Origin of the sequence: Okeania sp. SIO3B5 (genome assembly GCF_010692555.1) — a bacterium.
Lineage (GTDB): Bacteria > Cyanobacteriota > Cyanobacteriia > Cyanobacteriales > Microcoleaceae > Okeania.
In genome coordinates this window covers 1-13,315 of sequence record NZ_JAAHHG010000272.1, presented here as the reverse complement: position 1 = coordinate 13,315, position 13,315 = coordinate 1, and the positions used below count along the sequence as shown (strand labels likewise).

Annotated in this window: 12 protein-coding genes; 3 read left to right on the top strand and 9 right to left on the bottom strand. The window is 36.4% G+C overall.

Annotated elements, in window-relative coordinates; genetic code table 11:
- Positions 1–1,020: 1,020 nt before the first annotated feature.
- Positions 1,021–3,195, top strand: coding sequence for a pentapeptide repeat-containing protein (locus F6K54_RS27810; RefSeq protein WP_293084892.1), 2,175 nt, complete (start codon positions 1,021–1,023; stop codon positions 3,193–3,195).
- Positions 3,196–3,704: 509 nt separating this feature from the next.
- Here F6K54_RS27810 and F6K54_RS27805 read toward each other — a convergent pair.
- The 7 genes from F6K54_RS27805 to F6K54_RS27775 all read right to left on the bottom strand — a co-directional run bounded on the left by F6K54_RS27805 (position 3,705) and on the right by F6K54_RS27775 (position 11,063).
- Entirely contained in the window at positions 3,705–5,390 is a 1,686-nt protein-coding gene (locus F6K54_RS27805; protein ID WP_293084889.1) for an alpha/beta hydrolase, read from the bottom strand.
- Positions 5,391–5,543 carry a hypothetical protein gene (locus F6K54_RS27800; RefSeq protein WP_293084886.1) on the bottom strand — a complete coding sequence of 51 codons (153 nt, stop codon included), beginning with the start codon at positions 5,541–5,543 and terminating at the stop codon, positions 5,391–5,393. It lies immediately after the preceding gene.
- 53 nt (positions 5,544–5,596) lie between these two features.
- Positions 5,597–5,980 carry a zinc ribbon domain-containing protein gene (locus F6K54_RS27795; protein ID WP_293084897.1) on the bottom strand — a complete coding sequence of 128 codons (384 nt, stop codon included), beginning with the start codon at positions 5,978–5,980 and terminating at the stop codon, positions 5,597–5,599.
- 9 nt (positions 5,981–5,989) lie between these two features.
- Positions 5,990–6,469, bottom strand: coding sequence for an RNA-guided endonuclease TnpB family protein (locus tag F6K54_RS27790; protein WP_293084895.1), 480 nt, complete (start codon positions 6,467–6,469; stop codon positions 5,990–5,992).
- Between the two features lie 40 nt (positions 6,470–6,509).
- Positions 6,510–6,965 (bottom strand): helix-turn-helix domain-containing protein, encoded by a 456-nt coding sequence (locus F6K54_RS27785; protein ID WP_293084884.1) that lies wholly within the window; start codon positions 6,963–6,965, stop codon positions 6,510–6,512.
- A gap of 641 nt (positions 6,966–7,606) precedes the next feature.
- A complete protein-coding gene (locus F6K54_RS27780; RefSeq protein ID WP_293084881.1) occupies positions 7,607–10,111 on the bottom strand; it encodes an alpha/beta hydrolase in 2,505 nt (834 codons plus the stop codon).
- Between the two features lie 805 nt (positions 10,112–10,916).
- Positions 10,917–11,063, bottom strand: a complete 147-nt coding sequence (locus tag F6K54_RS27775; protein ID WP_293084878.1) for a hypothetical protein — start codon at positions 11,061–11,063, stop codon at positions 10,917–10,919.
- 324 nt (positions 11,064–11,387) lie between these two features.
- Here F6K54_RS27775 and F6K54_RS27770 point away from each other — a divergent pair, with 324 nt between their 5' ends.
- A complete protein-coding gene (locus tag F6K54_RS27770) occupies positions 11,388–11,513 on the top strand; it encodes a hypothetical protein (RefSeq protein WP_293084875.1) in 126 nt (41 codons plus the stop codon).
- Between the two features lie 330 nt (positions 11,514–11,843).
- Here F6K54_RS27770 and F6K54_RS27765 read toward each other — a convergent pair whose 3' ends face one another.
- Complete coding sequence (locus F6K54_RS27765) at positions 11,844–12,107, bottom strand: hypothetical protein (RefSeq protein WP_293084872.1); 264 nt, start codon at positions 12,105–12,107, stop codon at positions 11,844–11,846.
- A gap of 157 nt (positions 12,108–12,264) precedes the next feature.
- On the bottom strand, positions 12,265–12,453 hold the full coding sequence (locus tag F6K54_RS27760; RefSeq protein ID WP_293084869.1) for a hypothetical protein: 189 nt from the start codon (positions 12,451–12,453) through the stop codon (positions 12,265–12,267).
- Between the two features lie 670 nt (positions 12,454–13,123).
- On the opposite strand from F6K54_RS27760, the gene F6K54_RS27755 reads away from it, so the two are divergent.
- Positions 13,124–13,315 (top strand): hypothetical protein (locus F6K54_RS27755; protein ID WP_293084866.1); only part of this gene is annotated, 192 nt, incomplete at its 3' end.

Below are 13,315 nucleotides of genomic sequence, written 5' to 3'. Positions count from 1 at the left end.
TCTTAGTTTTTGGTTTGAGAGAAATTCAGAATTATAGTGCAATATTTTTGTTGATTCGGTCTTTCGGTGTTTCGGTAGTGGGAAAAACTACAACGTCTTAGTTTTTGGTTTGAGAGAAATTCAGAATATAGGGCAATATTTTTGTTGATTCGGTCTTTCTGTCTTTCGGTAGTGGGAAAAACTACAACGTCTTAGTTTTTGGTTTGAGACAAACTCAGAATATAGGGCAATATTTTTGTTGATTCGGTCTTTCTGTCTTTCGGTAGTGGGAAAAACTACAACGTCTTAGTTTTTGGTTTGAGATAAATTCAGAATTATAGTGCAATATTTTTGTTGATTCGGTCTTTCGGTGTTTCGGTAGTGGGAAAAACTACAACGTCTTAGTTTTTGGTTTGAGAGAAATTCAGAATTATAGTGCAATATTTTTGTTGATTCGGTCTTTCGGTGTTTCGGTAGTGGGAAAAACTACAACGTCTTAGTTTTTGGTTTGAGAGAAATTCAGAATTATAGTGCAATATTTTTGTTGATTCGGTCTTTCGGTGTTTCCTGGTCTGTAAAACTACAACGTCTTAGTTTTTGGTTTGAGACAAACTCAGAATATAGGGCAATATTTTTGTTGATTCGGTCTTTCTGTCTTTCCTAGTCCGTAAAACTATAACGTCTTAGTTTTTGGTTTGAGACAAGCTCAGAATTATAGAGCAATATTTTTGTTGATTCGGTCTTTCTGTCTTTCGGTAGTGGGAAAACTATAACGTCTTAGTTTTTGGTTTTAGAGAAAGTAGGAAAGTAGCGATCGCCCGACTCTATATTTAATTGGCTTTTCATTATAACTACAACGTCTTAGTTTTTAGATTTTAGATAAACTCAGAAGGTGCTGAGTCCTAGCTTTGAACTTCTCAACTAGAAAGGCCAGCACAAAACCTAGAATATCTCCCACAATATATATAGGTTAGACTAGGAAAAAATTTTGGCGCATCTACCCACTTGCCACTAAATTCCTAATCTTAGAGAAATACCAATATGAAGGCCCGTGAAATATTGCAGCAATATAAAGAAGGTAAACGAGACTTCCCAGGAGCTAATCTTAGGGGTCTGTCTTTTAAAGGAAAAGATTTGTCTGGAGCAGATTTTAGTGGGGCGGATATTCGAGGTACTAATTTTCGAGGGGCAATTCTGCAAGGTACTAATTTTCAGGGAGCTAAGGCGGGACTGCAAAAACGTTGGGTAGTGGTTTTGCTGATAGGTGTATTTATTCTGGCAGGAATATCAGGATTTTTTAGTTTATTGAATGCAACTTTTGTAACGTTGATATTTAGCTTCGATCCAGAAAATCCAATATTAGGGATTTCTATTCTACAAGATCAAATATTTGGTTGGGTCAACTTGATTTTACTTATTCTTTTCTGGATAGTAGTTATTCGTTGGGGTATTATAGCAGGTTTTGGAACCCTTACCGGAGCCATCGCCATCGCCGGAGCCATCACCTTCCCCATCGCCATCGCCATCGCCGGAGCCATCACCATCGCCAGAGTCTTCGTCGGAGCCTTCATCATCGCCATCGCCGGAGCCTTCACCATCACCATCGCCATCGCCGGAGCCATCGCCATCGCCATCGCCATCGCCGGAGCCATCACCTTCCCCATCGCCGGAGCCATCGCCGGAGCCATCACCTTCCCCATCGCCGGAACCATCGCCGGAACCATAACATTGTTAACTACTCATATTGCTTACCGAGCAATGAAAGGTGACAAAAAACAAGCCTTCATTTGTAACTTAGCCATTGTCTTTGCTGCAACAGGCGGCACTTGCTTCCGAGAAGCAGACTTAACCGATGCCGACTTTTCTAACGCTACCCTCAAAAGTACAGACTTGCGAAAAGCAAACCTAACTCGCACCTGCTTCCGAAATGCCATAAAACTTGACCAGGTAAGACCAGGAAAAACCTATCTCCAGAAAGCCAAAGTCAGAGAATTAGTCAAAACAGGTCAAGGTGAAAATCAAAACTTCGATCGCCAAGACCTCCAAGGAGTCAACCTCCAGGAAGCCAACCTAGTTAATGCCAGTTTCATAGAAGCTAATCTCAACTCAGGCAACTTTCAAGATGCTGACCTTTCCCGTGCCAAATTAGTAGGAACATTTCTAGACCAAACCGACTTTACCGGGGCAACCTTAACCGGAGCATTCATTGAAGATTGGGGTATAACTGCCGAGACAAAACTCTATGGCATCCGATGCGACTATATTTTCATGCGCCTCCCCCCAGACAAACGTCCCGACTTCCTGCAACTTCCACCGGAAGAAAGTCTCAACCCAAACCCTCGGAGAAAGCCTGACAACTGGGAAAAAAATTTTGAGGATGGAGAATTTGTGGATTTTATTACCCCAATGGTAGAAACTCTCGACCTCTATCACAATGGAAAAGCAGACCCACGGATAGTGGCATATTCGTTTCAGAAGTTACGGGAAGACCACCCAGAGGCAGAAATAGAAATTGTCTCGATGGAAAAGCGGGGCAAAAATCATCAGTCACTTTTATTGCGAGCTGAAACTACACCCCAGGCTGATCATTCGGAGTTACACAAAGAATATTTTCAGACTTATAATAGATCAGAAGCTCTGCCACCGGAAGAATTTCAACAACTTTTGGCAGAGAAGGATAAACAAATTAGGCGGTTAGAAGCTTGGGTAGATATTGCGATGCAACGCCCAAATATTTATGCAGAAAATTATAGTCATCAAGGAGATACAAAAATGTCAGAAAATACTGGAGATAAAATTGATATTGGAGAAAATTATGGTGTGGCTGGTAAGGAAGGAAATTTTGAGAATTATGGTGCGACTGGTAAGGAAGGAAAATCTGAGAATTATGGTGCGGCTGGTAACAAACAGGGAAAAATTCAAGATACAACATTTGCTCCGATAATTAATAATGCTCAACAAAAAACTTTAGCTGAAACAGCAGCAGAAATTCAGCAATTACTCAAACAATTAGAGCAATCAAATTCTACAGAAACTACAGCAGGTCAAATGGCAGTTGTTACCCGAGCTGTTGAAATTGTAGAAAATAATCCCACATTAAAACAACGGGTAATAGGTGCGTTGAAGTCAGGAGGGACGGAAGCATTTAAAGAGGCTATTAACCATCCAGTTGCTAATGTTTTAGTCGCAGCTTTTCAGGGTTTCACGGAACCATAATTAGGGAGTGGGGGAGTAGGGGAGTGGGGGAGCGGGGGAGTAGGGGAGTGAGGGAGTGAGGGAGTGAGGGAGTAGGGGAGATAAAGAAAGATTTGGCAATGGCACTTAGATGGAACATTTTTTTATACGGAATTAAACGGATTTGATATAAAAAGCTCATGCTTATGAGCATTTGAAAATTCTTCTCACTATCTCCTCTACAAATCCTATTTCTCCTGACTCCTGACTCCTACTCTTACAAAAAGACTTTTTCAGCAAACCCTAATTCTATTACCGAAAAATTGTGGTCTAAAGTCTCCCTTTTTAAAGGTATAAAAAAAGAGAGAGAATATTCAAGATTTCAAGCCTCTTTATTGCAAAGGTACTGATAACTGGTAACTGAAATGGCTTTTCCTAATCTTTAGTGTATTAGGCGTAGGTTGGGTTGAACGGCAGTGAAACCCAACAAAACCTTGCTAATGTTGGGTTTCGTTCCTCAACCCAACCTACATTTTTAGGCGTAAGTCCTGCTAATCTTTAGCTAAAGCTGGAATTAACTTTTCTACTGTGGAAGCAGATAAAAAACCAAGAGTATAGGGTTCTTCACTAATAGCTACAGCATAAGAGGAGTTTAAATAATCTAAATAATCAGAATTATTCTCTAGATATGCCCGAAAAAATGCCAAACTAAAAGCATCAATATAAGATTTAATTACTGGGGAACTGGCACTAACTAACTGATTTAAAGAATTATCATCTACAGATTCTACGTTTTGAATTTCAGTAATATTAAAATCTAGATGTTTTGCTCCTTTTGTCAACATAAAATATTTCTCTGTTACTGGTAACCAAGTAAAGGGATAAACTTGTTCTATTACTACGGGGGTTAATTGGTCTTCACTACCAGCAACCCACAAAATCGGTATATTAATATGACTTAAACCAGATTTACCAAATATACTGCTATTTACTGGGTCCATAATTAATACGGACTTAATTCTTTTATCTCGTAAATCATAATTTTTTTGAGGTAATTCTAAAGCACGACATTGTAGAAATAAGGAAGGGTTTAAAGATTTAATTTGGGGTAAACAATCTTGTTTTAATTGTGCAAAATTAATTTTTGCTCCTGCTAAAGCTAATGTTGTATAGGCACCAAAAGATTGACCTGCCATGCCGACATTTTTTAGGTTTAGTTTTCCTTGATATTGAAGTTTATTGCGACGTTCAAGTTCATCTAATAAATAGGTAATATCTAGGGGTCTATTAATGAATTCTCTGAGTTTAAATATTTCTGTTTCTTTTCCTTCTAGAAAAGCTTGAAAATGATTAAAGTCACTGCCTGGATGTTGTATTTTGGCGACGGCAAAACCATGAGAGGCTAAATGTATGGCTAAATGTTGCCATTGACTAAGTTTTGCTGCTAAACCAGGGGAAAGAATAATTACTGGAATAGTTTGAGTTTGTATTTGATTAGATGGTAAATAAAGATTAACTATAAATTGGCGGTTACGACTTTTATCGTTGAGAGTTAGAGTTTCTTGATAGAAGGAAATATTGCCTGGTTGGCGTAAGTCTGGCAATGTGGAAAAATCTATTTTTTCTTCTGTAGAAGCAGCGGTTAATGTGATTTGTTTAACTTCTGCAAGTAGCTTTTCTGTATCTTCGAGTAAGGCAGAAAATTCTCGATTTACTGCCAGAATTTTGAGAATATTAAATTGTACTTCTCCCGGAAAGTTTTGCAAAATATTTATAGGTGTAAAATCTTGAGATTCAGCAGTTTTAATTAAAGCCTCTCTCAGAGCGATCGCTCCATTATTTCTACTTTGAGTTTGAATCATTTCTCCTAAATATTGGAGTAATTTTTCTCCCATGGGGGAATACAAACCTTGAGAAAGTTGCATGGGATTAATCTTCAGATTAAATTGGAGTACATTTCTCAATTTTTTCTGATTTTCTGCATCGAGCAATAGGAAATATAACCTTAAATCATCTTCAACTTTACCTGTTTCAGCATAAGTTTCTAAAGCAGTTAGAGATACAGAAATTTTCAGAAAACCGTAATTAAAATGAATCTGTTCTGCTGCTTTAGCCGAGAAATTTACTAGCACAAGTGATGTGGTTAATAAGACGAGGGGTAGTAACCATAAAAACATCCTTTTTTTAGTTTTTCTTTGACGTTTGATGGAAAAATTAGGCTGAATTTTGCTACTCATTTACTTTTTCTGATTCACGCAATAATCTAGATTCTCTAATTGATAAGGAAACAAATTTTTGAACCATTTTTCATCAATGGATTGAGATTTATTGCCATCAAGAAAAGAGTTAAGTTTATTTTGCCATTCTGGGTCATTATTCGGAATAATCATCCCTTGACATCCTCCTGAGGCTGACCTATGGTACAGCGCGGGATTCCCATCTATCAATCAAACAACCGGAGTTGAATTGCTGACTCAGAGCGGGTTGACACATCATTGCCATTTGCGTCCTTTTTAGGGGATGACTTACGACGGCTCCGTGTCCGATAAATAATCGACCGGTGCCCCTCGGCGACTTCATTGAAAAGTGATAATTGTACAGGAGTTTCTATTACTTTAGCTTCAGTAGTTTCAACCTTGGTTTTTGGCTGAATAACTTCTAAAATATTGATAGCAGCGTTTATGTCACGATAACCTCCGGTTAAGCGTAAGCTATCGTGCAAAGTTCCACAATTTAAGCAAGTCCACTCCCTGACATTTAGCTCTTTCTTGCCACCTTTAAAACCACAATTAGAACATTTTTGAGAAGTAGGTTCCCATCTAGAAATAGTCCCAAATTACCTGCCACATTTCTCGCATTTAGCCTCAGTTAAAGTCCTAAATTCTCTCCATCCTAAATCACTAATTGCTTTAGCCAATTTGTGATTACTAACCATACCAGAAACATTTAAGTCTTCTAGTACAATTGTGTCGTATTTTTTAACTAAATCAGTCGATAACTTGTGAAGGAAGTCTGTACGTTTGCGCAGCATTCCGTAGGAAATGTCTTTGACTTTTGCGTGTTTGCGCAGCATTCCGTAGGAAAGTTTAGCAACTCTAACCCTTGCCTTTTCACGACGTTTGCTACCTAGCTCAGTTTTGGCAAATTTACGTTGAAACCTACTTAATTTCTTGAGGTTTTTTTTGAGGGGTTTAGGAGCTTCAAACTTCTCGCCATTACTCAATGTGGCAAATGTGTTAATACCCAAATCAATCCCAATAGAATTACCAGACTTTGGCAAATATTCTGCACAAGCTTCTATAACAAAACTAGCAATGCTAGGACGATTAGATGAATCTTTAATGATGGTTACAGAGCTAGGCTGTGATGGTAGTTTTCGTATTGCAAAATATTTTAATCTTACCTACTTTTGGCAGATAGATTTTGTCTTGACTAATCTTGTAATTAGCCCCTACAAATCTAGCAGTTTGCCTAGACTTTCTTGACTTAAATTTAGGAGGTTTTACTTGAATTCCTTTACGTTTTCCAGTACAACTATCAAAAAAGTTTTTATATGCCTGGTCTAAGTCTTTCAAAGATTGTTGTAGTGGTGTAGAAGCTACATCTTTCAGCCAAAGCAATTCTTTTTTAGCTTGAGTTATGAATTGTTTAGTTAAATCTACATAGCTAGGTTTCTTTTGACCACCAATATATAGTTGATTACAATATGCTAAACTTTGATTCCAGACATATCGACAACAACCAAAAAGTTGATTTAATTTGGTTATTTGAATATGATTAGGATAGATGCGATATTTGTATCTAGATTTCAATGTTTTTGATCTATTACTAACACGTTCGTAGTTTTATTATAGCATGGGTTTGCATTCCCATACGACGCTGCCGACGAGGATAGTGCGGGGATAAATACCAACATTAGATAAAAATCACAGGTTAAAGGTTTTTCTGGAACTAGCTTGTAATTATTAATATCTAAATTTTGCCTGACTACATTCCCCTACAGATAAAATTCCATTATTAGCAAAAGCCTGAATTTCTCTTTTAGTTAAAGATTTTACAGCTTGATTCACACCCGTATTACCTTCAAAATAAAAGGCTTCAGTTTGAGGATATTTTGTTTGAATAAATTTTATCTTTTTTTTGCGGGTTTAATACCAAGCGTGAAAAAAGAATGTTACGAATAGTAAGGGGAATAAAAATACAAATGCAAGATATTTCTTTTGACAAAAAAATGATTTCCAACCTAAAAATGGTATTGAAGCTATTCATTCTGTCTCCTGTCTCCTGTCTCCTGACTCCTAAGAAATACCCTAACTATTTGTAGCAAACATTTATCAAATTGGTATAATACCCCACCGTCTACAGGGTGTTCAAAATTGTTTGGGAGACCAATCCCCATGCAATTTTCTCTCCTGACTCCTGAGGACTGACTCCTGACTCCTTCTTCAAGGTATTACTTTTTCTGATTCACGCAATAATCTAGATTCTCTAACTGATAAGGAAACAAATTTTTGAACCATTTTTCATCAATTGGTTGAGATTCATTACTATCAATAAAAGAGTTAAGTTTATTTTGCCATTCCGGGTCATTATTTGGAATTATCATCCCATAAAAATCACAAGTCAAAGGTTTTTCTGGAACTAGCTTGTAATTATTAATATCTAAATTTTGCCTGACTACTTCCCCTACAGATAAAATTCCATCATTAACAAAAGCCTGAATTTCTCCTTTAGCTAAAGATTTTACAGCTTGATTCACTCCTGTATTACCTTCAAAATAAAAGGCTTCAATTTCTGGATATTTTGTTTGAATAAATTTTTCTGTAGTAGTATTCTTCAAGACACCTGTTTGAACTCCTGCTAAATTACTGTTAGGATTTATTTCTGTGTCTTTAGCAACTAGAAAATTCGTTCCTGTGACAAAGAAAGGATTAGAAAAAGCCACATTTCTCACATCATCTCTAATAGTATTTGGACCGCATTCTAAATGTACATTACCATTCTGAACTAACTGAAAACGATTTTCTAGATTCGATGGAATTTTTATTACTTTAACTCCAGTAGAAATTTTCAATTGTTGAGCAATTTTTTGAGCAAAAGCATCAATTATATCTTCACAATAACCAGCCCATTCTCCGGTATTATCTACATAACCAAAAGGAGTAGCATCTCTTCTCATTGCTACTTTCATTACTCCAGTTCTTTGAATTTCTTCTAAGATACTTTCTTGTCTTTTAGGAACTTGAGCAGTAACAGTTGGAGGTACGATCGGTTTTGGCGGAGAACTACCATAAGCAGTTTCTAATTGTTGTGATTTTAAAGATTGAATTAAACTCAAACTTAGGGAATCTTTATTCATAACTTTCCCATAAGAAGCAGTTAAATATGGTTCATATTCTGATTGATTATCTAGATATTTTTTAAAGAAAGCTACGCTCAAGTTCTTGAGATAATACTGACCTACTTCTGGCGTCGGTCCCTGTAATATTTCAGGCAAACCAGGTATTAAAGTGCTGGTAGAAAAATGAGTTCCCGGAACCAAAAAAGCTAAATATTTATCTGGGTTATCCATCCAAATAAAAGGATGAACATCTTCTTCTATTCCTGGGGTGAGAAGGTCGTGACTACCTCCCATCATTAGAGTAGGAACAGAAATATTTTGCATTTCTTCAGGTCCGAAAACTACACTTGTTAGAGGAAAGTAAGCGAAAACTGCTTTGATTCTAGGGTCTTTTAACTGATAGTTTGAAGGGGGTAAATAATTGGCACGACATTGCAATAATACTGATATATTTAAACTCAAATTTTCTGGGTCACATTCTTGATTTAATCTGGGCAAATTAATATTTGCACCTCCTAAAGATAAGACTGTTGTTGCACCAAAAGAATTTCCCAATGCACCTACTTTATTTAGGTCAAGTTTTGATTTCCAATCAGGGTCAGTTTCAACTAACTTTTCCAGTTCATCTAATAAATAACTCAGGTCTAATGGTCGGCTAATATATTCAATAGGACTGATATCTATATCAACTTCTCCTTTTAAAAAAGATTGACGATATGCTAAGTCACTACCTAAATGTTCAACACCAGCTAATGCAATGCCATAAGATGCTAAATGTTCTGCTAAAAGAATATTTTTTTTCTCAGCTCCAAAACCATGACTATAGACTACTAATGGTACTGGTTGAGAAATTCCTACAGGTAAATAAATATCAGCTTCAAGATTATAAGAACCTGCTAAACCTGTGTAAGTTTGGCGTAAACCACTTATTTCAAAACTAATAGATTTTTTGATTACTTTATAGGGACCAAGTTTACTCAAATCTGCAAGTTGAGAATAATCAATTTTTGGGTCTGTAGCAACTTGTTTTTCTGCCTGTTCAATAATTGCTGTAACTGAAGTATCTCGATACTCATTAAAAGTAGTTAACTCATTAGAAAACTCAGATAAAAAATTTGTACTTATTCTGATTGTTTCTGCGGGAAATTTTTCAATAACATTGATAATAGTAAATCCTTCCTCTCGGTCTGATGCAGCTTCTATTAAAGCTGTTCTTATTGCATCATAACCGTTAATATCCGGGTCAATTTGTACTAACCGACCAAAATATTGGAGAAAATCTTCTCCCATTGCCATATTTGTAAGACGAGAAATTAATTCAGGGGGAATATCAAAACGTTTTTGTAATACTTTCTGCAAATTTGCCAAATCTTCTTCTTCCATAAAAGCAGCATAAAAGGCAAAATCATTACTAATTTTTCCTTCTTTAGCAAAAACTTCTAGAGAGTCTACAGACATATATAAATCTATGAAATTAGGAACTTTAAATACTATTCTTTCAGCAGCATCAACTGGTTTTGGCTTGAATATATCTTGCAAAAAATCAAAGCTAATTATCGCTGCTATGACTAGAGTGGTTGTCAAAATTTTTGTTAATTTCCTAGGCTTTTTACTCATATTTTTGGCGTTGGTGAATTAGTGTATGATATTAATTTTAATTAGGGTTTGCTGATTAAATATCAAATAATTACCAGATCAAGGTTTTAGCCTTTTTAGGTATTAAAAAAGTACATGATTTTCAGCTCTTTATGCTCAAAAAGTTAGCATTTTTAGCAAAAGTTGGGCAACAAAATTCTCACCTACTCCCCTACTCCCCCTTTCCCCTCCTGGGAGGGGTTAGGGGTGGGTCCCCTACTTCTTAAAAAAGACTTTTTCAGCAAACCCTAATTATTTAGGAGTCAGGAAGAAAGAAAGAAGAAGAAAGAGTAGAAAAATTTTTGAGATATGGTATTAGTTAGGGGAGCCGTCGGATTGGCGACGTAAAGGAAGACCAGTTAATAATTAATGGCTTCAGTACCAGTTTTTAGGAACATCTTCTTCTTTTTTAAATAATTATTAATCTTTGTATGAAAAACCTATTATTGAAATAATTGGGTCGCGCAACCCCACCTTTTAAGGCGAAATATTTTTGGAGAGTTCCTCAAATCTCCTACTTCCCCTCCTGGGAGCAGAGCTGTTTTAAAGTATTGTAGATTAAGGATGCGCGGGAGAATGGGAGTAATGGGGATAGTGGAACAGTGAAATTTGCCAAAATTTGCCGATTTTTCAGCCAATAAGAGTCGTTAAACTCTGAAAGGATATTTGGTTCAACGCCGCTTAAAAGCTTCCATCCCCGTGTCTCCGTGTCTCCGCTTCCCCGTGTCTATCAAGAATGAAACAGCCCTGCCTCCTGGGAGGGGTTATATCATGTTCGGATAATCAGTTATAAAAAAACTTTATCCCTTTTAATCCTTTCTTCCCTCACAGGAGTGCGCATTCCCTTGCGTCTGACGCCGACGCGGGGTCGCACCGCTTCTGCCTCCAACATAGCTGCCTCCTGCCTTCCTTCCTCCAAAGTGTAAGTATTCAACCGAACATGATATTAGGGGTAGGTTGACTTCTGACTTCTGACCTTGTTAAATTAGACTTGATAACAGGAAATAAAATTCAAAGATATTAACATCCTATTCTTCCATAGAGCAAAAGTGATGAAAATCACTTTCAATATTAATTATCATCACATTTAATCATCTAATAAGTTACAGTTTTTTAGTAACTTTTTTGAAAATATAATAATAGAGCACTACATTTTTTGGCGTTTGACAATAAATTTTAATTGTCCGGGAGCAGGAATTAGAGAAATATCCGTGCTCTATTTGCGTAGTGCCGTATATCAAAAAATCAGGAGCACATTATGAAGCCTAAAAATAGTTATAAATCACTTAAATCTAACCCTTTTAATGTATATCGCGATCCGATAACAGGAAAATGGGTTGTTGTTAAATCTTGCCAAAAATCAATTAATAAAAAAGCAGCTTGATGAAAATAATACTATTTTCAAAAAATCTTGCTACATTGGTTGATTTCTAGGTGTTAGGTGTTAGGTGGTAGAAATGAAAAAGAACAAGTGTAAATTTTCCTATCCTTATTTGTCTTTTATTCCCTGTTCCCTACAAATTACGTCTTTACCTTGCCGAGAAATTGTGGCTCAAAGCCTCCACTTTTAATACCATTTCTCAAAACAGTTTTCTATATTTTCGTATTGAAGGGAAGTGGGGGAGTAAACTTACACCTAACCCAACCCACCCCCGCCCCTCCCAGGAGGGGAGTAAGGAGAAGCAAACATCAGAATAATTAATATTAACTTACCTCAAATTTTCTCTAAAAAATACTCATATCCTTTCTTAAACTTTTGCTTTGCATCATCTTCTACAATAGTGCCATGAGCCATAATAACCCTTCTAAAATCCCATTGCAAAATCTTCTGAACTGATTGTCTAACTTTCTCTTTTTCTTTAGTACCCAACCATTCTAAAAATGATGGTCTAAGTTGTTTGTATACTCCCAGAATTTTAGATACTAACTTTGTTGTAAATGGAAAGCTTTCATCAAAGTTAAATACAATATCTGTCACAATCAATGTTTTACTTTCACCGTGAAAAAAAACATACTCATTTCAATAATTTAGAATTTAGAATTTAGAATTTAGAATTACCTCTTCTTGAAAAGAAGAGGATTGACTCAAAGGAAAATCTTTTCTTGTTTCTCCTTTAAAGGAGAGGCTTTAAACCTTAATTATTTGGTAAAGGCGATACTCCATTCAGAAGAAAAGTATTCATTCCTTCAAATAAGAAATATTCGAGCTTACTACCAAAATATTGTTCATCATCATCTAATATTTTATCGATAGAAATATCCGGTCTTTTTTTCTTCAAACCTGAAACAGCATAAACTTTTGCTTGAGGATAAATATTTTTCAAGTCAGATAAAAAAAGATGGTGAAAAAGATTTGGAGCGATAATATGTTTGACATTTCCAATCTCTCTAAATTGCTCAATAATTTTATTATCAACTTTAATTGGAGAAATGATATCATGTCCGGTTGAATAATTAGACTTTGGTGGAAGGAAGGCAGGAGGCAGGAGGCAGGAGGCAGAAGGTTTTCTCCCATTTTTACCTTAATTTTATACACAAACGGTGCTACCGGACATGATATGACAGCTAGTTCGTCATTTTTTAAACTAATTACGGTCATTCTTACACCAAAATCTAATCCCAAAAATCTGAAAGGTTGCTCGGCAACCCAAATATTACAATCTATTTTTCTAAGCATAGCTAATTAGGGTTTGCTGAAAAAGTCTTTTTTAAGGAGTAGGGGAGCGGGGGAGTAGGGGAGAATTTTTTTGCCCAACTATGCGCTAAAAGTGCTAACTTTTTGAGCATGAAGAGCTGAAAACCATGTATTTTTTTAATACCTAAAAAGGCTCAAACCTCTATCTGGTAATTATTTGAGATTTAATCAGCAAACCCTAATTACAAAAATTTCTTTGATAGGATTTATTCGCGTCAATATAGCAATTACCATGTTGGTGAGGTACAAAATTCGTTTGTTTTAGGGAACAGAGAATAGGGAAGAAAAAAACAAAAGAAATGAGAATGTATTTCGGTTTCTTTCCTACTCCCCCACTCCCCCACTCCCCTACTCCTCTACTCCTACACTTCCCCACTCCCCCACTCCCCTACTCCCCCACTCCCCTACTCCCCTACTCCCCTACTCCTCTAGGAGGACTTGGTTTTCTAGTAGTCGCGATCGCTAAAACTCCCACAACTTTAATACCTGCT